Source organism: Microbacterium sp. Z12_35 (genome assembly GCF_058310475.1).
Genome location: NZ_JBZEGJ010000002.1, coordinates 674,162 through 697,513, shown reverse-complemented (window position 1 = coordinate 697,513; position 23,352 = coordinate 674,162). Strand labels below are relative to the sequence as shown.

At 70.3% G+C, this 23,352-nt stretch carries 24 protein-coding genes; 8 read left to right on the top strand and 16 right to left on the bottom strand.

Features of this window, described 5'->3' with window-relative positions:
- Window positions 1–2: 2 nt before the first annotated feature.
- From AC4FS1_RS16190 to AC4FS1_RS16180, 3 genes are read right to left on the bottom strand one after another with little or no spacing between them, the layout of a single operon-like run.
- On the bottom strand, window positions 3–1,160 hold the full coding sequence (locus AC4FS1_RS16190) for an AMP-binding protein (RefSeq protein ID WP_491156732.1): 1,158 nt from the start codon (window positions 1,158–1,160) through the stop codon (window positions 3–5).
- A gap of 33 nt (window positions 1,161–1,193) precedes the next feature.
- On the bottom strand, window positions 1,194–2,093 hold the full coding sequence (locus tag AC4FS1_RS16185) for a 1,4-dihydroxy-2-naphthoyl-CoA synthase (protein WP_491156785.1): 900 nt from the start codon (window positions 2,091–2,093) through the stop codon (window positions 1,194–1,196).
- Window positions 2,093–2,878 carry an LLM class F420-dependent oxidoreductase gene (locus AC4FS1_RS16180; protein WP_491156731.1) on the bottom strand — a complete coding sequence of 262 codons (786 nt, stop codon included), beginning with the start codon at window positions 2,876–2,878 and terminating at the stop codon, window positions 2,093–2,095. The genes AC4FS1_RS16185 and AC4FS1_RS16180 overlap by 1 nt, the downstream gene beginning before the upstream one ends.
- A 267-nt stretch (window positions 2,879–3,145) precedes the next feature.
- On the opposite strand from AC4FS1_RS16180, the gene AC4FS1_RS16175 reads away from it, so the two are divergent.
- On the top strand, window positions 3,146–4,141 hold the full coding sequence (locus AC4FS1_RS16175; protein WP_491156730.1) for an o-succinylbenzoate synthase: 996 nt from the start codon (window positions 3,146–3,148) through the stop codon (window positions 4,139–4,141).
- A 4-nt stretch (window positions 4,142–4,145) separates the two neighbouring features.
- Here the strand turns inward: AC4FS1_RS16175 and AC4FS1_RS16170 are convergent, their stop codons facing one another.
- Window positions 4,146–4,787 carry a TetR/AcrR family transcriptional regulator gene (locus tag AC4FS1_RS16170; RefSeq protein ID WP_491156729.1) on the bottom strand — a complete coding sequence of 214 codons (642 nt, stop codon included), beginning with the start codon at window positions 4,785–4,787 and terminating at the stop codon, window positions 4,146–4,148.
- 113 nt (window positions 4,788–4,900) lie between these two features.
- Here AC4FS1_RS16170 and AC4FS1_RS16165 point away from each other — a divergent pair, with 113 nt between their 5' ends.
- Complete coding sequence (locus AC4FS1_RS16165) at window positions 4,901–7,756, top strand: MMPL family transporter (protein ID WP_491156728.1); 2,856 nt, start codon at window positions 4,901–4,903, stop codon at window positions 7,754–7,756.
- Entirely contained in the window at window positions 7,753–9,723 is a 1,971-nt protein-coding gene (locus AC4FS1_RS16160) for a YhgE/Pip domain-containing protein (RefSeq protein ID WP_491156727.1), read from the top strand. The genes AC4FS1_RS16165 and AC4FS1_RS16160 overlap by 4 nt, the downstream gene beginning before the upstream one ends.
- Before the next feature lie 139 nt (window positions 9,724–9,862).
- Here the strand turns inward: AC4FS1_RS16160 and ccsB are convergent, their stop codons facing one another.
- From ccsB to AC4FS1_RS16125, 7 genes are all read right to left on the bottom strand, one after another.
- Window positions 9,863–10,894 carry a c-type cytochrome biogenesis protein CcsB gene (ccsB, locus tag AC4FS1_RS16155; protein WP_491156726.1) on the bottom strand — a complete coding sequence of 344 codons (1,032 nt, stop codon included), beginning with the start codon at window positions 10,892–10,894 and terminating at the stop codon, window positions 9,863–9,865.
- Window positions 10,895–10,898: 4 nt separating this feature from the next.
- Window positions 10,899–12,641, bottom strand: coding sequence for a cytochrome c biogenesis protein ResB (gene resB, locus AC4FS1_RS16150; RefSeq protein ID WP_491156725.1), 1,743 nt, complete (start codon window positions 12,639–12,641; stop codon window positions 10,899–10,901).
- The gene (locus AC4FS1_RS16145; protein WP_491156724.1) at window positions 12,622–13,374 is read right to left on the bottom strand and encodes a cytochrome c biogenesis CcdA family protein; all 753 of its coding nucleotides are present in this window, start codon (window positions 13,372–13,374) and stop codon (window positions 12,622–12,624) included. The genes resB and AC4FS1_RS16145 overlap by 20 nt, the downstream gene beginning before the upstream one ends.
- Window positions 13,371–14,015: a TlpA family protein disulfide reductase gene (locus AC4FS1_RS16140; protein ID WP_491156723.1), complete on the bottom strand. Its 645-nt coding sequence runs from the start codon at window positions 14,013–14,015 to the stop codon at window positions 13,371–13,373. Before AC4FS1_RS16140 ends, AC4FS1_RS16145 begins: the two co-directional genes overlap by 4 nt.
- On the bottom strand, window positions 14,015–14,659 hold the full coding sequence (locus AC4FS1_RS16135; protein WP_491156722.1) for a histidine phosphatase family protein: 645 nt from the start codon (window positions 14,657–14,659) through the stop codon (window positions 14,015–14,017). Before AC4FS1_RS16135 ends, AC4FS1_RS16140 begins: the two co-directional genes overlap by 1 nt.
- A gap of 71 nt (window positions 14,660–14,730) precedes the next feature.
- On the bottom strand, window positions 14,731–15,414 hold the full coding sequence (locus tag AC4FS1_RS16130) for a DedA family protein (RefSeq protein WP_491156721.1): 684 nt from the start codon (window positions 15,412–15,414) through the stop codon (window positions 14,731–14,733).
- Window positions 15,415–15,584: 170 nt separating this feature from the next.
- Window positions 15,585–15,971, bottom strand: coding sequence for a DUF6264 family protein (locus tag AC4FS1_RS16125; protein WP_491156720.1), 387 nt, complete (start codon window positions 15,969–15,971; stop codon window positions 15,585–15,587).
- 316 nt (window positions 15,972–16,287) lie between these two features.
- Here AC4FS1_RS16125 and AC4FS1_RS16120 point away from each other — a divergent pair, with 316 nt between their 5' ends.
- Window positions 16,288–17,718: an HNH endonuclease signature motif containing protein gene (locus AC4FS1_RS16120; RefSeq protein WP_491156719.1), complete on the top strand. Its 1,431-nt coding sequence runs from the start codon at window positions 16,288–16,290 to the stop codon at window positions 17,716–17,718.
- Between the two features lie 15 nt (window positions 17,719–17,733).
- Here AC4FS1_RS16120 and AC4FS1_RS16115 read toward each other — a convergent pair whose 3' ends face one another.
- A complete protein-coding gene (locus AC4FS1_RS16115) occupies window positions 17,734–18,168 on the bottom strand; it encodes a bleomycin resistance protein (protein ID WP_491156718.1) in 435 nt (144 codons plus the stop codon).
- A 327-nt stretch (window positions 18,169–18,495) separates the two neighbouring features.
- Here AC4FS1_RS16115 and aspS point away from each other — a divergent pair, with 327 nt between their 5' ends.
- The 4 genes from aspS (at window position 18,496) to AC4FS1_RS16095 (ending at window position 22,149) form a co-directional block, all read left to right on the top strand.
- Window positions 18,496–19,869 (top strand): aspartate--tRNA(Asn) ligase, encoded by a 1,374-nt coding sequence (aspS, locus tag AC4FS1_RS16110; RefSeq protein ID WP_491156717.1) that lies wholly within the window; start codon window positions 18,496–18,498, stop codon window positions 19,867–19,869.
- Between the two features lie 24 nt (window positions 19,870–19,893).
- Complete coding sequence (locus AC4FS1_RS16105) at window positions 19,894–20,688, top strand: tyrosine-protein phosphatase (RefSeq protein WP_491156716.1); 795 nt, start codon at window positions 19,894–19,896, stop codon at window positions 20,686–20,688.
- A gap of 52 nt (window positions 20,689–20,740) precedes the next feature.
- Window positions 20,741–20,863, top strand: coding sequence for a hypothetical protein (locus tag AC4FS1_RS16100; protein WP_491156715.1), 123 nt, complete (start codon window positions 20,741–20,743; stop codon window positions 20,861–20,863).
- A 113-nt stretch (window positions 20,864–20,976) separates the two neighbouring features.
- Complete coding sequence (locus AC4FS1_RS16095) at window positions 20,977–22,149, top strand: mechanosensitive ion channel family protein (RefSeq protein ID WP_491156714.1); 1,173 nt, start codon at window positions 20,977–20,979, stop codon at window positions 22,147–22,149.
- On the opposite strand, the gene AC4FS1_RS16090 is transcribed toward AC4FS1_RS16095, so the two are convergent.
- The 4 genes from AC4FS1_RS16090 to AC4FS1_RS16075 form a co-directional block, all read right to left on the bottom strand.
- Window positions 22,146–22,409 carry a glutaredoxin family protein gene (locus tag AC4FS1_RS16090; protein ID WP_491156713.1) on the bottom strand — a complete coding sequence of 88 codons (264 nt, stop codon included), beginning with the start codon at window positions 22,407–22,409 and terminating at the stop codon, window positions 22,146–22,148. The genes AC4FS1_RS16095 and AC4FS1_RS16090 overlap by 4 nt on opposite strands.
- A 59-nt stretch (window positions 22,410–22,468) precedes the next feature.
- Complete coding sequence (locus AC4FS1_RS16085) at window positions 22,469–22,762, bottom strand: rhodanese-like domain-containing protein (RefSeq protein WP_491156712.1); 294 nt, start codon at window positions 22,760–22,762, stop codon at window positions 22,469–22,471.
- Window positions 22,763–22,843: 81 nt separating this feature from the next.
- The gene (locus AC4FS1_RS16080) at window positions 22,844–22,942 is read right to left on the bottom strand and encodes a 30S ribosomal protein bS22 (protein ID WP_003792170.1); all 99 of its coding nucleotides are present in this window, start codon (window positions 22,940–22,942) and stop codon (window positions 22,844–22,846) included.
- Between the two features lie 84 nt (window positions 22,943–23,026).
- The gene (locus AC4FS1_RS16075) at window positions 23,027–23,218 is read right to left on the bottom strand and encodes a helix-turn-helix domain-containing protein (protein WP_491156711.1); all 192 of its coding nucleotides are present in this window, start codon (window positions 23,216–23,218) and stop codon (window positions 23,027–23,029) included.
- Between the last annotated feature and the right edge of the window lie 134 nt (window positions 23,219–23,352).

Genomic DNA, 23,352 nt, shown 5'->3' with positions numbered 1-23,352 from the left:
CGTCAGCGCAGCGACGTCACCAGGCGGCGGATCGCCTCGCGGTCGGGTTTGCCCGACGCCAGGTGTGCGATCTCGTCCACCAGGACCAGTCGCGACGGGCGGGCAGGCGTGCCGAGGGCGTCGGCCACCGCAGTGCGGGCGTGGTCCAGCTGCTCGGATTCGCTCCTGCGCAACGCCTCGCCCCGGGGTGCGACGATGACCGACGCCTCCCCCCACGTCGCGTCCGGCACGCCCACTACGACGGCCGCCTCCAGGCCGGGGATGCTCCGCACGACGCGCTCCACGCGGTCGAGCGAGATGTTCACGCCGCCGGAGACGATGACGTTGTCCATGCGCCCGTGGATGCGGAGCATCCCGCCGTCATCGACGAGGCCCGTATCCCCGGTGCGGAACCAGCGGGTGCCGTCCGCGTCACGCGGGAAGGCTGCCTCCGTCCGTTCCGGGTCGCCGAGATACCCGTCTGCGAGCACCGGGCCGGCGACCCGCACCTCCCCGTCGACGATGCGGAGGCGGACACCGTCCAGAGGGACGCCGTCGTAGACGCATCCGCCGCTGGTCTCGGTCGAGCCGTACGTGCGGACCACCCGCGCCCCCGCGTCCGCGGCGCGCTCACGGAGGACATCGGGCAGCGACTGCCCACCCACGAGGATCGCCTCGAACGAGCGCAGCGCCGCGGCGACGTCGCTGTCGGTGGCCGCCGCATCCACGATCCGCTGCAGCTGCACGGGAACCAGCGACGTGTACGTGGGAATCCGCTCGCCGTTCTCGCTCGACGCCATGAGCCGCGCGGCGGCGGTGAACGACTCGGGCGAGAACGAGCCCGCGAGGATCGCCGGCTCACGCCCGGCCACGAGGGAGCGGACGAGCACCTGGATGCCGGCGACGTAGGCGGGCGGGAGCGCGAGGAGCCAGGAACCCTCCCCGATCCGGGCGGCGGTGGCCAGGGCGCTGGAGGTGAGGGCGTTGCGGCTGAGCGCGACCGCCTTGGGAACCCCGGTGGACCCAGAGGTGGTGACGACCACGGCGGTTCCGGCGGGAACCTCCGCCGGAAGCGTGCCACGCGTGGATCCGAGCCCGACGGCGGGGCCGGCGCCGAGCGCCGCGCGGAGCGCGCGTAACACGTCGCGCGGCTGATCCCCGTCGATCTCCTCGAGTCTCACGCCGGCCTCACCCTCCGGTCGGGCGGAGCGGCGTCAGAAGTGCCACGGGAACCCGGTCCAGTCCGGCTCGCGCTTCTCCAGGAACGCGTCGCGACCCTCGACGGCCTCGTCCGTGCCGTAAGCGAGGCGCGTCGCCTCGCCGGCGAACACCTGCTGCCCCACCAGCCCGTCATCGACCGCGTTGAACGCGAATTTCAGCATCCGGATCGCCGTCGGCGACTTGCCCAGGATGACGCGGGCCATCGCGATCGCCTCACGCTCGAGGTCGACGTGCGGGACGACGCGGTTGACCGCGCCGATCTCGTACGCGCGCTGAGCCGAGTACTCCTCGGCGAGGAAGAACACCTCGCGGGCGAGCTTCTGCCCGATCTGCCGGGCGAAGTACGCCGACCCGTACCCGGCGTCGAACGAACCCACATCGGCGTCGGTCTGCTTGAAGCGACCGTGCTCGGCGGAGGCGATCGACAGGTCGCAGACGACATTGAGCGAGTGCCCCCCGCCGGCCGCCCACCCCGGGACCACGGCGATGACGACCTTGGGCATGAACCGGATGAGGCGCTGCACCTCGAGGATGTGCAGGCGGCCGGCGCGGGCGGGATCCGGGGCGGTCGCGGCGTCATCGGCGTACGTGTACCCGTCGCGTCCGCGGATGCGCTGGTCGCCGCCGGAGCAGAACGCCCACCCCCCGTCCTTCGGGCTCGGGCCGTTTCCCGTCAGCAGCACGACGCCGATGCGCGGATCCTGGCGGGCGATGTCGAGCGCGGTGTAGAGCTCGTCCACGGTGTGGGGGCGGAAGGCGTTGCGCACCTCGGGGCGGTCGAATGCGACCCGGGCGATGCGGCCGTCGGAGGAGACATGCGCGGTGATGTCGGTGTAGCGCTCGCTCGCCGGCGCCGGCATCCATTCGGCGGGGTCGAAGAGTTCGGAGACCATCACGACCCGTTCTTCCCGTCGCGCCACCGCAACCATGCACCGACCGTGTCGTAGTCCGGGGTTCCCGGCGGCCACCCGAGCGTGTACAGCCGCACGCCGGCATCGAAGAGGGCGTCGGCGTCGCGGCTGTCGCGCTGCTTCAATTCATTGGAGACGATCACGTCCGAGACGTCGCGCCCCTCGGTCTCCCCCCAGCGCTCGATCACGCCGATCTTGTGCGCGAGCTGGTCGGGGCCGACGAAGCTGTGCCAGATATCGGCATGGCGGGCCACGAGCCGGAGCGTCTTCTGCTCCCCCTTGCCGCCGATCAGGATCGGGATGCGGCGGCTCGGCGCCGGGTTGAGCTTTCCCCACCGCGCCACCACGCGGTCCAGCCCCTCGGCGAGGTCTTTGAGGCGGCTTCCCGGCGTGCCGAACTCGTAGCCGTACTCGTCGTAGTCGCGCGCGAACCAGCCGGCCCCCGTGCCGAAGATGAACCGTCCCCCGCTCATGTGATCGATCGTCCGCGCCATGTCGGCCTGCAGGTCGGGGTTGCGGTAGCTGTTGCAGTTCACCAGTGCGCCGAACTCCACGCGCTCGGTCTGCTCCGCCCACGCCCCGAGCATCGTCCACGACTCGAAGTGCGCACCATCCGGGTCGCCGTGCAGCGGAAAGAAGTGATCCCAGTTGAAGATGATGTCCACGCCCATGTCCTCCAGCCGCCGTACCGCGTCGCGGATCTGCGGATAGGTGGCGTGCTGCGGTTCGATCTGCACGCCGATGCGCACAGGGGTGTCGAGGAGCATGCGTTCAGCCTAGAGCGCCGGGCCGGCGCGCCCGCCGGGCCTTGCGGAAACCGTCGATGCTGTCCCAGGCGGCGATGGCGACGATCCCGAACCCGATGATGGTGGAGAGGATGACCGTGACCGGGCGAGCTGGAGCGGCCGGTCGATGTACTCGGCGGCGAGCTTGTCCGGATCGCCGAGCAAGGTCAGCACGCTTCGCTTGGCCGCGTGCCGGCCGCCGGCGTCCGACTTCCCCGGGCGCCAGACGCGGATCAGCGGGAGGATGGGGTGGTGACCTCCCCGCTTCCCTCCCTCGACGAGCTCCTCGAGGATGCGCACGTCGTCGCGCTGCCCATGGCGACACGCTTCCGTGGAGTGGAAGTCCGCGAAGCGCTGCTCCTGCGGGGACCCGCGGGCTGGACGGAGTTCTCACCGTTCGTGGAGTATGACGACCGCGAAGCATCCACCTGGCTGGCGGGGGCGATCGACTTCGGCTGGACCCCGCATCCACCGGCCCTGCGCCAGAGCGTCGGGGTCAACGCCACGATTCCCGCCGTGGCGCCCGCCGACGTCCCCGGCGTGCTGGCTCGTTTCGATGGATGCCGGACCGCGAAGGTCAAGGTCGCCGAGCCCGGCCAGCTCCTCGCCGACGATGTGGCGCGGGTGCGCGCGGTCCGCGACGTTCTGGGCGCGGAGGGCCGTATCCGCGTCGACGCGAACGGCGGGTGGAACGTCGACGAGGCTGAGCACGCCATCCATGCCCTCGCGCCCTTCGACCTCGAATACGTCGAACAGCCCTGCATGCAGCTGGACGAGCTCGCACAGGTCCGCGACCGGATCCGCTACCTCGACATCCCCGTCGCCGCCGACGAGAGCGTGCGCAAGGCGGACGATCCCCTCCGCGTGGCGCGCGCCGGCGCGGCCGATCTTCTCGTGATCAAAGCCCAGCCCCTCGGCGGCGTGCATCGGGCACTCGAGATCGTCGCCGCCTCCGGTCTCCCCGCCGTTGTCTCCAGCGCCCTGGACACCTCGATCGGCCTCGCGATGGGCGTCGCGCTGGCGGCGTCCCTTCCCGAGTTGGACTACGACTGCGGCCTGGGCACCTCGGCGTTGTTCCTCAGCGACGTCGCCGATCCTCCCCTGGCACCACGCGACGGGATGCTGCCGGTGCAGGCTCTCGCGCCCTCGCCGGAGCGTCTACGATCCCTCGCCGCGCCCCGGGACCGTCGCGACTGGTGGGTCGCGCGGCTGGCCCGGTGCCACGCGATGCTCGCGTCGTCCTGAGAGGTCAGTCCTCTTTGGCGATCAGCAGCGGAACGACGACCGCGATGCTGTTCTGCACCTCGCGCTGAGCGCCGAGGCGGTCACGGCCGGCGATCACGGCGCGCGTCATCGTGCCCTCCCACACGAGGAAGAGCACCCGGGCGGCATCGTCCGCCGGCACGGCCAGTCGCAGGCCGGTCGCCCGCGCGATCTCGCCGATGGTGCGGGCGATGCTGCCTCGCATCGACGCGTCCTGCGCGAGGAACGCCTCCGCCATGGCCGGCGTGCGCAGGGCGCGCATGCGGATCTCACTCATGAGGAGGACTCCGAGCCGATCGTCGCCGGGGAGGTCGAGCACGCGCTCGACCAGTCCCAGCGCCGTCTCCGGGGTGGCCGCGAGCGATCCCTCGCCCTCCAATTGCGCCACCCGCGCCTCGAACTCGGCGATCCGCTCTTCGGCGACGGCAGCAGCCAGTTCGAGGAACATCTCCTCCTTGGAGGCGAAATTGGAGTAGAAGGCCCCGCGGGTGAAACCGGCGCGTTCGCAGACGGCTTCGACGGACGTGGCATCGAGCCCGACTTCGGCGAAGACCTCGGTGGCCGCATCCAGCAACCGCTGGCGGGTGGCTTCCCGACGGCGGGGCCCAGTGACGGGGGTGTCGGACATCTCGTTCCTCCGTTTCACACGAATCGTCCAGCCTAACCAGACGTTCGGTTATTACGATACATCTGTGTATCGGGTACAGCGTTGTATCGGACCTTGACCGATCGGAGCCTTCGTTGTCCACTCTCCTCGCCTCGCTGGGACGCTGGTCGTACCGCCATGGCTGGCGCGTCCTCGTCGCCTGGATCGTCGTCCTGCTCGCCGCCGGCGGCGGCGCGCTCGTCCTGAATCAGGGCACCGACAACTCGTTCTCGATCCCGGGCACGGAGTCGCAAGAGGGTCTCCAGCAGCTGTCCCGCACCTTCCCGCAGGTGTCGGGCACCAGCGCCCAGATCGTGCTCGTCGCCGCTGACGGCGACCGCGTCGATGAAGACCCCTACGCCGCAGGCATCGCATCGCTCGTCTCCGAGCTGGAGGACATCGACGGCGTGCTCGCCGTCACCGATCCATTCGACGAGGCCGTGTCGGGTCTCGTCACCGATGAGGCGGATGCGGCGATCGTGCGCCTGCAGTTCGACGGCCAGGCCACGAGCGTCTCTGCCGAGTCGAAGGACGCCCTGCGAGCGGCCACCGACGCCTTCGCCGCTGACCTGCCCGACGGTGCCCAGATCGCGCTCGGCGGCGATCTGTTCGCCACCTCCATCCCCGGCGTCACCATCACCGAGGCGGTCGGCCTGATCATCGCGTTGCTGGTGCTGATCGTCACGTTCCGCTCCTTCGTGATGGCCGGGCTCCCCCTGCTCACCGCGATTCTCGGCGTGGGGTTGTCCATGGCGCTGATCCTGCTCGCGACGGCCTTCGCCACGATCTCCTCCACCACGCCGCTGCTCGCACTCATGCTCGGCCTGGCCGTCGGCATCGACTACGCCCTGTTCATCGCCGCGAGACATCAGGACCAGGTGCGCGACGGCATGGACCCGGAGGAGTCGGCCGCACGGGCGACGGGAACGGCCGGATCTGCCGTGACCTTCGCCGGCATCACCGTGCTCATCGCCCTCATCGGGCTCTCGTTCGCGAACATCCCGTTCCTCACGACGATGGGGATCGCCGCATCCGTCGCCGTCGCCATCGCCGTCGTCGTCTCCCTGACGCTCACCCCTGCCCTTCTCGGCTTCGTCGGCCGGCGTGCCGCGGGGCGCGTCGGCGGGCGCCGGTCGCGGAGGTCAGCGGCGGCGACCTCGCACGCTGACGCGCCCGTGGAGAAGCCCGGCGAGGCCGTCCTCCCGCGCACGACCCCCGCGACTCGCGCAACGCCCGTATCGGCGCCGAAGCGCACCAACGGCTGGGTCGCGCTGGTGTCGCGGCATCCGCTGGTCACCGCCGTCGCCGTCGTGGTGGGCCTCGGGACGATGGCGATCCCCGCCGGGAGCCTCGCGCTCGCGCTGCCGAACGCCGGCGTTCTGCCCCAGGACAACTCGGCGCGGCAGAGCTACGACCTGGCCGCCGAGCACTTCGGGCCAGGGTTCAACGGTCCGCTCGTGCTCACCGGCACCATCGTGACCTCGACCGATCCGCTCGGCCTCATGGAAGACCTCGCGGCCGAGGTGGAAGCCCTGCCGGGCGTGAAGGAGGTCGCGCTGGCGACGCCGAACGAGACCGCCGACACCGGCATCGTGCAGATCGTCCCGGAGACGGCACCCGACGACCCCGCGACCGCAGACCTCGTGCGCGAGCTGCGCTCGCACCACGACGAGTGGCTCGACGAATACGGGATCGACCTGAAAGTCACCGGCTTCACCGCCGTCGCGATCGACATCTCCGATCGCCTGGGAGCGGCGCTGGTGCCCTTCGGGATCTTCGTGGTCGGACTGTCCTTCCTCCTCTTGATGGTCGTGTTCCGCTCCATCGCGGTGCCGCTGACCGCGGCCCTGGGGTACCTGCTGTCGGTGGCTGCCGCCTTCGGCGCCGTGGCGGCGGTGTTCGAGTGGGGATGGTTCGCCGATCTCCTCCACGTCACCCGGGTCGGCCCGGTCATCAGCTTCATGCCGATCGTGCTCATGGGGGTGCTCTTCGGCCTCGCGATGGATTACCAGGTCTTCCTCGTCACCCGGATGCGCGAGGACTACGTGCATGCGCGCGCTCGCGGCGCGGCGGGTGCCGACGCCCGAGCGATCGCCGTGGAGGCGGTGCGATCCGGGTTCTCCGCCACGGCGCGCGTGGTCACCGCCGCAGCGCTCATCATGTTCGCCGTCTTCGCCGCGTTCGTGCCCGAAGGAGACTCCTCCATCAAGCCCATCGCACTGGGCCTGGCCGTCGGCATCGCCGTCGACGCGTTCCTGGTCCGCATGACGCTCATCCCCGCCCTCATGACTCTCCTGGGTGACAAGGCGTGGTGGATGCCACGGTGGCTCGAGCGTGTCCTGCCGAAGCTCGATGTCGAGGGCGAAGCCGTCGAACGGGAGATCGCGCTGCAGGATTGGCCGGGGCCGCAGTCTCGCGCGGTCGTCGTGGCCGACGGCCTCGCGCTCGGGGCCGGGGATATCGAGCTGTTCGGGGGGCTCTCCCTCGAGGTCGACCCGGGATCGGCCGCCATCCTCACGTCGGACGACCCCCGTCGGGCGCGGGCGGCGCTGTACGCACTGGCCGGTCGCGTCTCGCTCACCGAGGGGCGACTGCGGGTCGCGGGCCACCTCCTCCCCGGACGGGAGGCGTGGGTGCGTAGCCATGTCGGCATGGCGCAGCTGGATGAGGCCGAGGATCCTCTCGCCGAGCTGCGGGATGCGCTCACCGGCCGCCCCGGACTTCTGGCGATCCACGGCATCGACGTCGTCGCGCACGGGGCCCTCCGAGATCAGGCCGCCGCCACCCTCCGGGATGCTGCCGCCACCGGCGATTGGACCCTGCTCATCACTGCGGCCGACGCCGACGCCGCCCGGCGCCTGCTCGCCGACGGCGGATGGGCGACCGCATCCGTCACCCAGGTCCGCGCCCCCTCTCCCCGCTCCACTGATTTGTCCGAGGTGACCGCATGACCCGTTCTGGCTCTCCACTCGCGCTTCCGCTGGAACGCGCCGGTACCCGCCGACCCGTGACCTGGGTCACGATCATCGGTGCACTGCTGCTGCCGGTTCTCCTGGGCGGCGTGCTCGTGGCTGCGCTGTACAACCCCGTCGAGCGCCTCGACGCGATGAGCGCCGCGATCGTGAACAACGACGAGCCGGTCACGATCGACGGCCAGACCGTCCCGCTCGGACGCCAGCTGACCGCGGGCCTCGTCGAGGGGTCTGACGACCTCCCCAGCAACCTCGACTGGACGATCACCAACGAGGAAGACGCCCAGGACGGCCTGGCTGACGGCTCGTACGCCGCCGTCATCACGATCCCGGAGAACTTCTCCGCCGCGGCGACGTCCACCTCGCCCGGCAGCGGCACACCCGAGCAGGCGACGATCGAGGTTTCCACTCCGCCGGACAGCCTCGTGGTCGACGACGCGATCTCCGCGCAGGTCACACAGGCCGCCGCATCCCTGCTCGGCACGTCGCTGTCGCAGGTGTACCTCGAGAACGTCTTCCTCGGCTTCACGACCCTCGGTGACCAGCTCGGCACCGCCGCGGACGGCGCGGCTCAGCTGGCCGACGGCGCCGGGCAGGCCGCAGAGGGCGCCGCGCAGCTGCCGGCCGGTGCCACGCAGCTCGGTGACGGCGCCGGGCAGTTGTCGGCCGGCGCCGGTGAACTGGCGTCGGGTCTCGACACCATCGCCGGCGGCATCGGACAGTCCGCTTCCGGTGTGGGCCAGCTCATCGCGGGCCTCAACACGGCAGCCGACCAGATCGCCGCGCCCGAACTCGTCGCCGGCTCCCAGGCCGCGGCCGACTACACCCAGCAGTCGACGGACCAGGCAACAGCCCTCGCGCAGACACTGGGCGCCCTGGCGCAGCAGTGCGCCGCGGGAACCCTCGACCCGGTCCTCTGCGGGCAGGTCGGCGCGGCGGCGCAGTCTGCCGCGGACCTGGCGTACACGGCCGGCGCCGCCGACTACGCCACCGACCAGGTGTCGGCGGGGGTCTCGCAGCTGACGTCGCAATCGTCCAGCGGACTCCGCTCCGCCGCCGCGCAGGCGCAGGCGTTGCAGTCGGGCCTCACACAGCTCGCCGATGGGACCGCGCAGTCCGCAGCGGGCGCGCGTTCTCTGGGTGCGGGCGCGGGCGAGTTGCAGACGGGAGCCGGAGCGCTCGCGGCCGGGGCGCAGAGCCTCGCCGATGGCGTCGCACAACTGCAGACCGGGACGTCCGACCTGGCCTCGGGCCTGTCGACCGCGGTCGAGGAAGTGCCCTCCTACACCGACACCGAGGCCCAGGACCTCGCCTCCGTCGTCGCCGACCCGGTCGCAGCGGAGGGCATCGGCACGAACCTCTTCGGAGAGTCCGCGGTGCCCCTCGTCGTGATGGTGGCTCTGTGGTTCGGCGGGCTCGGAACCTTCGTGGTGCTGCGGGCCGTCACCGCCCGGACACTGGCCTCCCGCCGGCCGTCGGCGGTGCTTGCCCTCCGCGGATTGGCACCGGCCGCCGCGATCGGCGCTGTGCAGGGCGTGCTCGTGGCGCTCGTCGTGCAGGCCGCCGCCGGCTACGACTGGGCCGATTGGTCGCTGTTCGCGGTGGTCGCCGCCGTCGCCGGCATCGCGTTCGCCGCCGTGAACCAGGCGCTGGTGGCCGTCTTCGGTGGCGTGGGTCGCTGGATCTCCGCCGTGATCGGCGTGCTGGCCGTGGCGACCGGGGTCGTCTCGACCGTGCCCGGCGTGATCTTGAGTGTCGCGGGTCTCCTGCCCACGGCCCCGGCGTACCAGGGGATGCTCGCGGCCCTCACCGCCGCCGATGGTCTGGGCGCGGCCATCGTCGGGCTCGTGGTGTGGGCGCTGCTGGCGTTCGTCGCGACGACGGTCGCGGTCGCGCGGCGCCGATCACTCCCCGCTCGCGCGCTGCTCGCCGCATCCCCCGCCTGACCCGCTCCCCCGCTCCCCCGTCGCGCCGCTCCGCCAGCGAGAAACCACATTCTCGGCGAGACACTACGCGACGCGTCGTGTCTCAGCCGGAATGTCGTTTCTCGCGGGAGCGCGGGGGGGACGGGACGGGACGGTCGGGTCAGGTGGTCAGGCCGGAGTAGGCGTGCAGGCCCTTAAAGAACATGTTCACGATCGTGAAGTTGAACATCACCGCGGTGAAGCCGATGATCGACAGCCACGCCGAACGGGTGCCGCGCCAACCGCGGGTCGCACGGGCGTGGATGTAGCCGGCGTAGAGCACCCAGACGACGAAGGTCCAGACCTCTTTGGTGTCGAAGCCCCAGTACCGGCCCCAGGCGTCGTTCGCCCAGATCGAGCCGGCGATGAGCGTGAAGGTCCAGAAGATGAAGCCGACGATCGCGAACCGGTACGCGAGCGACTCGAGCGTCTCCGATGACGGGATGGTGCGAAGGAACCGGAGCCCGGTCTTCCCGGAAGCGTCTCCGGATGCGGCGGCCGCCGCCACGCGCTGCTCACGGCGCGACTGCATCAGCTGCAGCACCGAGAGCCCGAACGCCAGGGCGAACAGGGCCGTCGCCAGCGACGCGACGAAGACGTGGATGACGAGCCACACCGACTTCAGCGGGTCGGCCAGCGGCACCACCTCGACGAAGAAGGCCAGTGTGGCGCCGCCCAGGAGGACGACGGTGAGCCCGGTGATGAACGAGCCGAGGAACCGCAGGTCGTAGCGGAAGAGCACGACCAGGTACACCGCCACGATGAGCATCGTGCCGGTGAGGGCGAACTCGTACATGTTCGACCACGGCACCCGTTCGGCCGCGATGCCGCGTGTGACGTCGCCGGCCACGTGGAAGAGGAACGCGAGCACGGTCAACGACGTGCCGATGCGTCCCCATACGAACCGCGGCTTCGCGTCGGCCGGGTCTGCCCCGCCGCCGCGGGTGGTCGAGGGCGAGGCAACGGCTCCGGATGCGGCGCCGGCGGTCACGAGCTCGCGCTCGCGCGCAGCATCCTGAGCCTTGACGGCGACATCGGAGCGTCGGGCGAGGTCGACGGCGTAGGCGATGAAGGCGAGAACGTAGATCGCGATGGCGGTCCACACCAGCAGCACGGAGACCGCGTCGAGCGTGAGCGTTTCGGTTCCGGGCATGGTTTCAGTCTACGTCGGGGGTGCGGCGCGATCCCTCGAGGAAGTCGCCGTGACGGGCCGCGAACTGCTCCACCGCGGCGGCGAGCGTCGGGTCTTCGCCCCGCGCCAGGCCGGCGTACTCCACGTGCACCGAGGAACCCTGCGGTGTGGCCTTCACCCACATCCGTCGACGCGGGATGAAGAGGGCTGCGAGCAATCCGAAGGTGGCCAGCAGCGCGAACGAGAGCACCCAGGGCGCGGCGATATCGCGGTGGATCGAGAGCGAGGCGAAACGCTTCACGGACTCGTCGTAACCGGTCGCGCCCTCGGGCGCCTCGTTCTCGAAGGTGATCGTGCCGAGGCCCCCCGGAAGGTCGGTGGTCTGACCGGGGACCAGCTCGATCGAGTCGACGCCGGTGTCACCGCCGCTCAGCTGCTCCATGTCGGTGGTGTTCAGCGTGTACACCGAACGCGCTGTGCCGTCGTCGATGCCCAGGTCGCCGACGAAGACGTTGAAGGTCAGCACCGGGCTGACCAGCGCCGGGTACGCCGACGTGAAGGCGCCCGAACCGAGCGCTGCCTGCGTGGGGTAGAAGAACCCGACGAGTCCCATCTGCTCGGGGAGCCCGTCCGGCACCTTCACCACGCCGAGCGACGTCATGTTGGTGTCCTGCGGAAGGAACGGGACGGAGTCATGGAAGATCTCGACGCCCTCTGCGTCCCGGATGGTGAGGGTGGGGGCGTATCCGTTGCCCATCAAGTAGACCCGGTCGCCGGCCACATCCAGCGGGTGGTTCACCCGCACCTCCCCCTGGCTCTCCGTTCCGCCGACGCGCGTGGTGAGGTTCGCGGAGAAGCTCCCCGCTTGCCCTGCGCCTTGCTCACCGAGCGGGACGTACGCGACCTCGAACTCGTCCAGTGTCAGCGCGTAGGGGGTCAGGTTCTCGGGGCTGACGAAGCGTCCGGGGTTGAACGAGGAGTAGTCCAGCAGCGAGTTGACGAAGGTGGTGCCCTCCACGATCACCCGCTGTCCCGTGTAGGTGAACCCGCCGCCGACGCCGACCGCGATCAGCACGCCGACCAGCGCGCTGTGGAAGACGAGGTTGCCCGTCTCTCGCAGGTAGCCGCGCTCGGCCGACACGGAGAAGGAGCCACGGCCGTCATAGCGTTCGACCCGGTATCCCGCCTTGCGCAGCTGCTCGGTTGCGGAGGCGACCGCCTCGGCGGCACGCTGCTCCGCCTGCTCCGGCGACGCGGCCTCCAGATGGCGTTCGCGGACGTCGTCGAGCCGCGCGAGGCGTGCCGGCGTGCGCGGCGGACGGGAGCGCAGCGCCTTCCAGTGATGCTTCGTGCGCGGGATGACGCAGCCGATGAGCGAGACGAACAGCAGGAGGTAGATCGCCGAGAACCACGGCGACGAGTACACGTCGAAGAGGCTGAGGTTGTCGAGGATCGGCGCGAGGTCGGGGTTGTCGGTGAAGTACTGCGATACGCCGTTGGGGTCGGCGCTGCGCTGAGGCACGATCGATCCCGGCACGGCCGCGATGGCGAGGAGGAGGAGCAGCACGAGCGCGGTGCGCATGCTGGTCAGCTGGCGCCATCCCCAGCGGAGCCACCCGACGAACCCGAGCGCGGGCGAGGTGACGTCGCCGCTCGATCCGTCGGCGGGATCCGGAGCCGACGCGTGATCCGCGGGGCGGAGCGTCCCTTCGACGATCTCGGGAACGGGTGCCTCAGCGGGTGGCGAGTCAGAGCGGGAGCGGGACACTTCGGAACACCCCCTGCAGTTGCGACATCCACGCGCCCCACACGCCGGTCACCATCAGCAGGCCGAGCAGGATGAGGAGCACCCCGCCGGCGATGTTGACGACGCGGATGTGGCGGCGGACGAACGCGACGGAGCGGGTGGCCCAGCCGAAGCCCAGCGCGAGTAGGAGGAACGGGATGCCGAGGCCCAGGGAGTACGCGAGGCCGAGCGCTGCCGCACGGCCGGGGTCGCCCAGGTTCCACGAGATCGAGAGGATCGCGGTGAGCGTCGGGCCGATGCAGGGTGCCCAGCCGATGCCGAGAGCGATCCCGAGCAGCGGTGCGCCGATGAGTCCGACACTGCTGCGGGTCCGGGGCCGGAAGGTGCGTTGCGCAAGGCCGAACAGGCCGATGAAGACCAGGCCCATCAGGATGACGACCACCCCGAGGACGCGCGTGATGGGGTCGGCGTACTCCAGGAAGAATTGCCCGACGGTGCCGCCGAGGACGGTCATCGTCATGAACACGAGCGTGAACCCGGCGATGAACAGCAGCACGCCCCCCACGAGCCGTCCGCGCCCGGGAGCAGCGCCGGAGCCGCCCCGGCGCGGGGCGACGGTGCCGCCGATGAAGCCGAGGTATCCCGGCACGAGCGGCAGGACGCAGGGCGACAGGAACGACACCAGGCCCGCCGCCAGCGCGATGGGAAGCGCGAGCCACAGCGCACCGTCGAAGACGATGGCCCCGGGATTCACGCCGCCTCCGCGAGCGTGTCGCGCACGATCGCCTCGAGGATCGATGCATCCGGCAGCTCGCCGATGATGCGGGCGGCGACGCGTCCCTCGGTGTCGAGGACGAGGGTGACGGGCGTCGCGCTCAGCGGGGCGTGCTCGGCGAAGGCGAGTTTGACGGCGCCGCCGTTGACGTCGATGACGCTGGGGTAACTCACGCCGTTGTCACGGGCGAAGGATGCGGCGGTCGCTGCCTGGTCGTAGGTGTTGACGCCGAGGAACTCCACATCCTGACCCTCGAAGGCCTCGTACGCCGCCTCCAGGCGCGGGGCCTCGACGATGCAGGGGCCGCAGGCGGCGTACCAGAAGTTGACGACGAGCACCTGGCCGGCGAAGTCGGCGGAGGACACCTCGTCGCCGGACTCGGTGACCCCCGAGAATTCGACCGCCTCGCCGCGATCGGCGGCGGCGATCTCCTCGGTCGCGAACCCGTTCGCGGCGATGTAGCCCTTGTTGTCACCCGCCCGGTACTGGTCGGCGAGCGGATCCGCGGCGCATCCGGCGAGCCCGAGCGACAGCGCGGCGGCGAGCGCGAGGGCGGCCCCGCGACGGCGCCCGCGCCCCGGTCGCTGAGCGAGCCCGAAGGGCGAGACGAAGCGACGCATCACACCGCTCCCACGTCGACGGCACCATCCGTGGAAGCCGGCTCGGCGTAGGCGACCTCGACCCAGCGTTCCGAGGTCGACGACTCGCCTCGACGTTCGAAGCTGGTGACGCTCGACAGCGCGCACCGCCGGCGGCGGGGGTCGTGGCGCAGGGCGCCGCCCGCGATGGAGAGATGGGCCACCCAGATCGGCAGTTGGTGCGACACGATCACGACGTCGCCGCCCTCCGAGCGGTCCCACGCGTCATCCATCGCCTCGCGCATGCGCGCCACGATGTACTCGTACGGCTCGCCCCAGCTCGGAAGGGCCGGCTTGGCGAGATGACGCCAGTTGAGCGGGTTGTAGAAGACCCGCTGCATCCGCCTGCCCTCGAAGACATTCGTCGGCTCGATGACGCGTTCGTCGATGAACGGTTCGAGGCCGAGCAGCTCTTGGAACGGCTCCGCCGACTCGCGGGTACGCTGCAGGGGCGAGACGACGAGGGCGGTGACGGGGCGCTCCAGCGACTCGACGTATTCCGCCGCCTGACGCGCCATCCGCCGGCCGTCGGCGCTCAGTCCGAAGCCCGGGAGCCGGCCGTACAGCACGCGTCCGGGGTTATGGACCTCGCCATGGCGCACGAGGTGGAGGCGATCGGCGGGCACGCTCCCAGTGTAAGCCGGGGGCTTCTGTGGGCGGGCTGAGCGGATGCTGCCGCCGCGGCCCCGCTGCACCCCTAGGCGCCGTCGGCCTGCTCCTGCCGGGGCTGCCTGCCTGAGCGCACCCGAGTGAAGACGAACCAGGCGGCGGCGAGCACGAGCCCAGCGATCACGACGTACTGCAGGAAGTCGGCGTACTGCTCGACGATGTGCCACTGCGCACCGAGGAAGAAGCCGGCGAGCACGAAGATCGTGTTCCAGATCAGGCTCCCCGCCGCGGTCAGCAGCACGAACTTCCAGATGGGCATCTTCGAGACGCCCGCGGGAATGGAGATGAGGCTTCGGAAGATCGGGAGCATCCGCCCGAAGAACACCGCCTTGCCGCCGTGCCGGTGGAACCATGCGACGGTCTTGTCGACGTCTTCCGCTTTGACGAGTGGGATCTTGTCGGCGAACCTGCGGAGCCGGTCCGCCCCGAGCAGGCGTCCCAACCCGTAGAGGACGAGCGCCCCGACGATGGATCCGGCGGTGGTCCAGATCAGCGCCTCGGCGAGCGTGAACGACCCGCGGCTCGCCGTGAGGCCGGCCACGGGCAGCACCACCTCGCTCGGGATGGGCGGGAAGAGGTTCTCCAGCGCGATGGCGACGCCGGCCCCGACCGGGCCGATCACCTCCATGAGCGAGACCGTCCAGTCGACGAGGGCCGTGAGCCACGAGCCGTCCCCGCCAGGGGAGGTCACTGCAAGGGTGAGGTCGGTCATCCGGGCCTTCGTCTCGGCGATCGGCACCCGTGGGGATGCCTCGTCCCAGCGTAGGCGGGGCAGGTTACGAGTTCCTGGGGGCTCCCCTGCGTCCTTCCTCCGGCTATCCGGGGGTGGTCCCTCGGGCTATCCGGGCGTGGTTCCTCGGGCTATCCGGAAGGGCCCGCGCGCTACGTGCCGACGGCGGCGCCCACGACCAGCAGCGCCACGAAGAAGGCCGTGATCGTGAGTGCGGCCCCGGCCAGGGGGACCCAGAAAGCCAGTCGCCTCCGGATGAGCAGGATGACGGCAGCGGCGAGCGTCAAGACCAGCACCACCCACGGCGAAATCACCGCGAACCACACGCCGAAGCTGAGCAGATCGTAGTTGCAGTTGTCGTCGAAGCATCCATCGGAGGCCATCGCGAAGAAGAGGCCGAAATACGACGCCAGCATCGCCAAGACGCCCAACAGCAGCACCAGGAGGACGGTGAGGACGATGTCCCACACCCGCACAGGCCGACGGGTGGTCGCCGGCGGGACGGCGAGGGGCGCGCTCGGAGGCGTCGGGTAGGTCACGCGCTCATCTTAGAGACCGGGTGGGGGCGGGCACGGTACCGGACATGCCCGGATCGCGCCCGGGCATGCGCCAGCCGGGGCGGCGGGGGGCGAGGTGGCGGTGGCTGGCGCGAGGTGGGCCGCCGGCGAGCACCCCCGGAGGAGGCGAGCATTTCGGGAGGAGATGTGCACTGGGGAGGGCGGAATAGGGCGGATTGATCCTCCCGAAGCGCCATCTCCTCCCCAGGTGGCGCGGTTCCGTCGCCAGCACCGGAATGAACGCTGACCAGGGAAATATCGCAGGTTCAATGTCGGTGGCCCTCGGCAGAATGGGGGTATGGAAGCACTCGTCGACACCCTCCGCGACCTCGCCGGCCGCGTGGATGCGGTGATCGCCGAGGTGCTCGCGACCGACGCCGTAGGCGCAGCCGAAGACGATGCGCTGCTGGAAGCCCTCGCCCTCACCGGTCGGATCGAGCGCCGCACCGAGTCGGTCCTCGTCGAGCTCGCCGGAGAGGTCGCCGCGCGCTCCGCCTCGCCCGATCGCGACGCGAGGCTCACGTCACGAGCCGGATGCCACGACGTCTCCGAACTTCTCCAGCGCACCACGCGCGTCGCACCGCAGACCGCCACGAAATGGCAGCGGGCGGCTCGCGCGGTGCGCGGACGGATCGCCCCCTCCTCCGGTGAAGTGCTGCCGCCGTTTCTTCCCGCCCTTCGCTGTGCCATGGCAGACGGCGACGTGGGCGTCGACGGCATCCTCGCGGTGAGCGCGCCGCTGTCGGAGTTGGACCGGCGTGTCGCCCGCGATGCCGTCCTGCTGGCCGATGAGGTGCTGGCCGCCGAGGCGCGGGGCACCGGACCGGATGAGGCGCCGGCTGCCTGCGCGGAGCTGCTTCGCATCCAGGCTCTCGCGTGGTCGGCTGCCCTCGACCAGGACGGCGCGGAGCCGCGCGAGCGCGACGCGATGCACCGCCGGTGGCTGACGCTGGGCGCAGCGCAGGACGGCATGGTTCCCCTCCGCGGTCGCCTGATGCCCGAGGTCGCCGCTCAGCTGCAGCGCATCCTCGACGCGATCATGTCCCCGCGCGTCGACGACAACGGGGTCGTCTTTCGCGAGCCTCCGCCGCCCGGTTCCTCCGACGAATCCGAGGAGCTCTGCCCCGTGGACGACCGGCGACCCGCCCAGCGGCGGCACGACGCGCTCGCGACCGCTCTGATGGCGGCCGCAGCCAGCGGCGACCTGCCGACGATCGGCGGCGCGGCGCCCACCCTGGTGGTATCGATTCGCGAAGAGGATCTGCGCACCGGCCGCGGGTGGGCCTACGCCGAGGGCACCGACGAGCCGCTATCGCCTGCCTTCGCCCGGCATGTGGCGTGCAGCGGCAGCATCCAGCGCATCACGCTCGATGCCACGGGCCGCATCACGCGGCTCGGCACCGAGGAGCGCGTGTTCAACCGGCACCAGCGACGCGCGACGGCGCTCCGGGACGGTGGCTGCATCATCCCGGGATGCGGCGTCCCCGCGGGATGGTGCGAGATCCATCACGTCACCGAGCACGCCCGAGGCGGCCCCACCCACACCGACAACGGGGTCCTCCTGTGCTGGTTCCATCACCGCTTCCTCGACCGGAGCGGCTGGGATATCCGCATGAACCGGGGTGTCCCGGAGGTCCGCGCACCGGGTTGGCACGATGCCCATCGCCGATGGCGACCGGTCACCCGCTCGAAGACCCGCCTCCTGGAGAAGGTGGTTCGCCGGACGTAGGCCGCGACGCCGGGATCATCCGGTAGGTCTACGCCCCATCGAGGCTTGAAAGCGGACGAGGTAGCCGTCCGGGTCGGTGACAAGGAACTGTCGCACACCCGCCTCCTGGTGGTCGCCGACGCGGTACCACTTGATCTCCGGGGGCATGAAGAGCGGGTAGTCGGCGTCGCGGAGCGCCGCGAGAATCGGATCCAGCTCCGGGATGCTGATCTGAAAGTTGATTCCCCGCCCGAAAGGCGGGTCGAGCGGCCCCGTGACCCAGTCACGACCGATCCCTCGCTGCTGGAGCATCAGGTGCGCGCCTCCGCAGGAGAGGTAGGCGAAGCCTTCGTCGGGGCGTTCGTAGTCGATCTCGAACCCGGAGAGTCCGCACCAGAACCCGATGCTCTTCCGCACGTCGGTGACCAGGAGCTCGGGGACGAGCGCGGGGTCGACCGTCGCTGCACTCACGTCCCCATGCTGTCAGAGCTGTCCGACCCCGCCGTGCGCAGACCTGGCCTCGCGAACGGGCGGACGATGACTCACGGTCGGGAGCACGCGCACCGCAGGCTCCGGTCGGGCGAGCGAGACCGGCCCGGGAACGGCGTACCTCCGGGGAGGAGATGTGCAGTGGGGAGGGGCGGATCCGGCATTTCCGTCCTCCGGACTTCACATCTCCTCCCGAACGGCACGCCGACCCCGACGGGCACGCCGATCCCAACGGCACGCCGACCCCGAGCCGAGCCGGGTTCAGGCGCCCACCGATCCCCCGCGCCGCCCCACGTAGACTGAACCCTCGTGAGTGAACGCGTTCTCGTCAAGCAGCTGCAGTCCCTCCCCGACGGCCCGGTCTCCGTGTCGGGATGGGTCGAGACGGTGCGGGATCAGAAGAAGGTGCAGTTCGTCATCCTGCGCGACGAATCCGGTGCCGTACAGCTGGTCAACCCCGCGACGCGGGCGCTCGCCGAGCCTTCGACGAGCGGAGAGACCGGAGAAACCACCTCGGGTCCCGGATCGGCCGCTGCTCTCGCCCTGACGGAGACGATCTCCGCCCTGACCACCGGCACGTTCCTCACGGTGACGGGCGACCTCAAGCACGACGAGCGCGTCAAGCTCGGTGGCGTCGAGGTGAAGATCGGCAGGCTCGACATCGCGGCCGAGGCGCTCCCCGAAACGCCCATCGCCGCCGACAGCGGCCTGGACAAGCGCATGGACTGGCGCTTCATCGACCTCCGCCAGGCGCGGAACAACCTCATCTTCCGCGTGCAGACCACGCTCGAGCATGCGATGCGCACGTACTGGATCGAGCGCGACTACATCGAGATCCACTCCCCCAAGCTGATGTCGAGCCCCTCGGAATCCAACGCCGAGCTGTTCAGCATGGAGTACTTCGAAGACAAGACCGCCTACCTCGCGCAGAGCCCGCAGCACTTCAAGCAGATGGCGCAGTCGGCCGGCTTCGGCAAGATCTTCGAGATCGGCGACGTCTTCCGTGCCGACCCGTCGTTCACGAGCCGCCACGCGACCGAGTTCACGTCGGTGGATGCGGAGATCAGCTGGATCGACTCCCACGAAGATGTCGCCCGCATGCAGGAAGAACTCCTGCAGGTCGCCATCCAGGCCGTCAAGGACAAGCACGGCGCGGAGATCGAAGAGCTCTTCGGCATCGAGGTGGTCGTCCCGACCCTCCCCTTCCCCCGCATCCCCCTCGCAGAGGCCCGCGAGACGGTGAAGCAGCGCGGGTACGAGATCCCGCGCACCGACGGCGACCTCGACCCCGAGGGCGAGCGCCAGGTCGCCGCGTACATCGAGGAGACCTACGGACACCAGTTCGTGTTCGTCACCGACTACCACCCCGAGATCCGGCCGTACTACCACATGCGTGACCCCGAGACGGGGATGACCAAGTCCTACGACCTGCTCTTCAAGGGCGTCGAGATCACCACCGGCGCCCAGCGCGAGCACCGCGTCCGGGTGCTCGAGGAGCAGGCGGTCGAGAAGGGCCTGGACCTCGCCGGCGTCGCCGACTACCTCGACTTCTTCCGTTACGGCACCCCGCCGCACGGCGGGTTCGGCATGGGCCTCGCGCGCCTGCTGATGCTGCTGCTCGGCGAATCGTCGATCCGCGAGGTGACCTTCCTCTTCCGCGGCCCGACGCGCCTCGCCCCCTGACCGCTCACGCCCTAGCCTGAGGGAGTGACGGACTTCGATGAACTCGACGGCACGTACAACTTCCGCGACCTCGGCGGCCTTCCGCTGGACGACGGCAGCGCGACCGCGTCGGGGGTCTTCTTCCGCGCGGACGCCCTGCATGCCCTGAGCTCGCGCGGAATCGAGCAGCTCACGGCGTCGCCGGTGGACACGATCGTCGACTTTCGCACCCCGGTCGAACGCGACACCGCGCGTGACCGGCTCCCCACCGGCCGCCGGGTGAAGGAGCTGCATCTCCCCCTGCTGGAGGGCGCGATGTCACTCCTCATCGAGGAAGCGCTCACCGCCCATGCGACGGGCGACCGCGACGCCGCGAACCGCGCCGTCCAGCGCGCCCTGGAGAACCTCCCCAGCCTGGCCGATATGTACCGACAGATGCTGGGGCACGGCGCATCCGCCTTCGCCCGCGTCGCCCAGCTCCTCGCCGATGAGGATGCCGGCGTGCTCATCCACTGCACGGCGGGCAAAGACCGCACCGGTGTCGCCACAGCGGTGGTCCTGGATGCGATCGGCGTGCAGCGGGAGGCGACCATCGCCGATTACGCCCTCTCCCAGGAACGGCTGGGCGGAGCGTGGTTCGACCGGATGAAGGGGATGGTGTCGATGATGGGCGTCGAGGTGACTCCGGCCCTCGCCGACCTCATGGCCGGCAGCCCGCCCAGCGCGATCGAAGCGGCGCTGCAGTGGCTTGATGAGCGCGGCGGCGCTCGCGCGTACCTGCGCTCCGGCGGCGCGAGCGACGCGACCCTCGACCGGCTCCGTTCACGCCTCACCGCCTGACCCCCACCCCCGCACACGGTTACGGCCGACGACGAGGTGTTCCTCCACCGTCGTGCGCACGCACGACGGCACACTCGTGCGGGTGCAGCACGCGGCAGCAGAACGCGTGGAATACGGGCAGGCCGCGCGGATCGCCGTGGTGCCCGCCCCGGTCCTCGCGCGCGGGATCAGCTGAGCAGAACGCACACCTCACCGGCAGCACACCCCCTCGCCAGGCGGGCCGCAGGGTGCTCTCATAGGGGGATGCTTCGCCCGGAGGAGCCGCCGGGCGCGTCACCGAGGAGACCCATGCTGGACAACCCCTGGCTGAACTTCGCGATCACCTTCCTCGTGTGCATTCTCGCCGCGATCCTCTTCACGGCGGTGGTGACGATCACCGCCCGTCTCATCGCCCGCCGCCAGGCGTGGCCCCATCAGCTCGTGCGCCACGCGCGGATACCGTTCCGCACCGCCGTGCTCCTCGCGGGAGTGTGGGCCGCGGTGGGCCTCGCGTTCCCCGAGGCGGCGTGGATGCCGACTCTGACGCAGGTCCTCACGATCCTGGTGATCGCCGCATCCGCCTGGCTGTTGAGCGCCCTCGTGACCTTCGGCACGGATGTGACCCTCGGCCGCTACCGCATCGATGTTCCCGACAACCGGGTGGCCCGCCGCATCCGCACCCAGACCCTCATCGTGCGGCGTCTGGCGATCGCACTCATCATCATCATCGCGATCGGCGCGATACTCCTCACCTTCCCTGCCGTGCAGGCGGTCGGGGCGAGCGTGCTGGCGTCGGCGGGTATCGCCTCGATCGTCGCGGGCCTTGCGGCGCAGTCGGTGCTCGCCAATATGTTCGCGGGACTCCAGCTGGCGTTCAGCGATGCCCTGCGCGTGGACGACGTCGTCGTCGTCGAGGGCGAGTGGGGGCGCGTCGGCGAGATCACCCTGAGCTACGTCGTGCTCGACCTGTGGGATGACCGGCGGCTCGTGCTGCCATGCACGTACTTCACCACGCAGCCGTTCGAGAACTGGACGCGCCGCGGCAGCGAACTGCTGGGCGCGGTGGAGTTCGACGTGGATTGGCGCGTCTCACCGGCCCGGATGCGCGAGCACCTGGACGACGTCCTCGCCCGCACCGACCTGTGGGACGGGCGGACATCGGTGCTGCAGGTCACCGAAGCCACGGGCGGACTCATCCGCATCCGCATCCTCGTCACCGCAGCCGACGCACCGACCCTGTTCGATCTCCGCTGTCAGGTGCGTGAAGCGATGGTGACGTGGATGCAGCGCACGATGCCCGACGCTCTGCCCGTCCAGCGGGTACTCGTCACCGAAGACGGCGAGACCGTGACTGAGCCGGATCCTCCCGCGACAGAGGATCCCGGCGCAGGACTGTTCACCGGCAGCGCCGAGGCCGTGGAGCGCGCCTCGGCGTTCACCAATGCCATCCCGGTGATCCCGGGAGATACCGATCAGCGCTAGGCGGTCGCGTCCAGGATCGCCGTGCGAAGGCGGTCGGCGGAGACCCGCCAGTGGGCGTGCAGCTCACCGTCGATGAGGACGACCGGGATCTTCTCCCACCACAGCGCGTGCAGCGCGCGGTCATCCGCGATCGACGCTTGCTCGATCACCACGGTGTCGGCGACGGCGTCGGGAAGGTCGGCCACCACGGCTTCGACGATCTCCTCCGCCACATCGCACAGGTGGCAGTCCGGCTTGCCGATCACCGTCAGGGTTGTCACCCTTCGATCCTAGGCAGACGCCGCCGGGTGCGAGGCGCGGCACGCGTGCGCCGCAGCGATCAGCGCTCGATGTCGTAACCGGCCTCGGCCCATGCGCTGGTGCCGCCCTCGACGTTGGTGGCCTCGAGCCCCCGCGCCGTCAGCGCCTCGACGACACGGGCCGATCGCCCGCCCACCTGGCAGATGACGTCGAAGGGCCCCTCGGGCAACTCGTCGAGGTGCTCCCCCATGCTCGACATCGGCAGGTTCACGGCACCGGGGACATGGCCCGCGGCGAACTCGTCGGGCTCACGGACGTCGATGAGCGGAACGCCCTCGCGTTCGCGCAGCTGCTGAACGGAGATGGACTGCATGGCGGCTCCTCAAAGGTCAGGCGCGGCGCAGCGAACACGAAACGCCCGCCGCGAAGGACAGGCGCTCGGTGCAGGAGCCGCTTACTTCTTGTTGCGGCGCTGGTGGCGAGTCTTACGAAGCAGCTTGCGGTGCTTCTTCTTCGCCATACGCTTACGGCGCTTCTTGATGACAGAACCCACGGAAAACCTCACAATGTCTGGAGTCTGGGTGCCGATGACCGGCTCCCGGGAACACAAGGCTCAGAAAAAAGGCCTCGGATCAGTCTAGCCGACGTCGGCGACGGGTCGTTGCAGGGCCTCGACCACGGCCGACTCCGGCACGCGATAGCTGCGGCCGAACCGCACGGCCGGAAGCTCCCCCGCGTGCACGAGCCGGTACACGGTCATCTTGGACACGCGCATCAGTTCGGCGACCTCGGCGACGGTGAGGAAGCGCACGTCCGGCAGCTCGGCCATGGCGTTCCTTCCCTCGGGGTGCTGACGACACTCTAGAGCGTCGGCGCGACGCGTGTAAACCCGCGTGGCTGCTGGGACGTGTGGGGTTGTCTCACGCGTGCCCTCGCCCGACAGCCCGGGCGTCGACCCTGGAG

Excerpts from the sequence above, each read along its gene's own strand:
- AC4FS1_RS16185 (WP_491156785.1), bottom strand. The coding sequence starts at position 2,093 with ATGGTCTCCGAACTCTTCGACCCCGCCGAATGGATGCCGGCGCCGGCG.
- AC4FS1_RS16180 (WP_491156731.1), bottom strand. The coding sequence starts at position 2,878 with ATGCTCCTCGACACCCCTGTGCGCATCGGCGTGCAGATCGAACCGCAG.
- AC4FS1_RS16170 (WP_491156729.1), bottom strand. The coding sequence starts at position 4,787 with ATGTCCGACACCCCCGTCACTGGGCCCCGCCGTCGGGAAGCCACCCGC.
- AC4FS1_RS16160 (WP_491156727.1), top strand. The coding sequence starts at position 7,753 with ATGACCCGTTCTGGCTCTCCACTCGCGCTTCCGCTGGAACGCGCCGGT.
- ccsB (WP_491156726.1), bottom strand. The coding sequence starts at position 10,894 with ATGCCCGGAACCGAAACGCTCACGCTCGACGCGGTCTCCGTGCTGCTG.
- AC4FS1_RS16140 (WP_491156723.1), bottom strand. The coding sequence starts at position 14,015 with ATGCGTCGCTTCGTCTCGCCCTTCGGGCTCGCTCAGCGACCGGGGCGC.
- AC4FS1_RS16130 (WP_491156721.1), bottom strand. The coding sequence starts at position 15,414 with ATGACCGACCTCACCCTTGCAGTGACCTCCCCTGGCGGGGACGGCTCG.
- AC4FS1_RS16120 (WP_491156719.1), top strand. The coding sequence starts at position 16,288 with ATGGAAGCACTCGTCGACACCCTCCGCGACCTCGCCGGCCGCGTGGAT.
- AC4FS1_RS16095 (WP_491156714.1), top strand. The coding sequence starts at position 20,977 with ATGCTGGACAACCCCTGGCTGAACTTCGCGATCACCTTCCTCGTGTGC.
- AC4FS1_RS16085 (WP_491156712.1), bottom strand. The coding sequence starts at position 22,762 with ATGCAGTCCATCTCCGTTCAGCAGCTGCGCGAACGCGAGGGCGTTCCG.
- AC4FS1_RS16075 (WP_491156711.1), bottom strand. The coding sequence starts at position 23,218 with ATGGCCGAGCTGCCGGACGTGCGCTTCCTCACCGTCGCCGAGGTCGCC.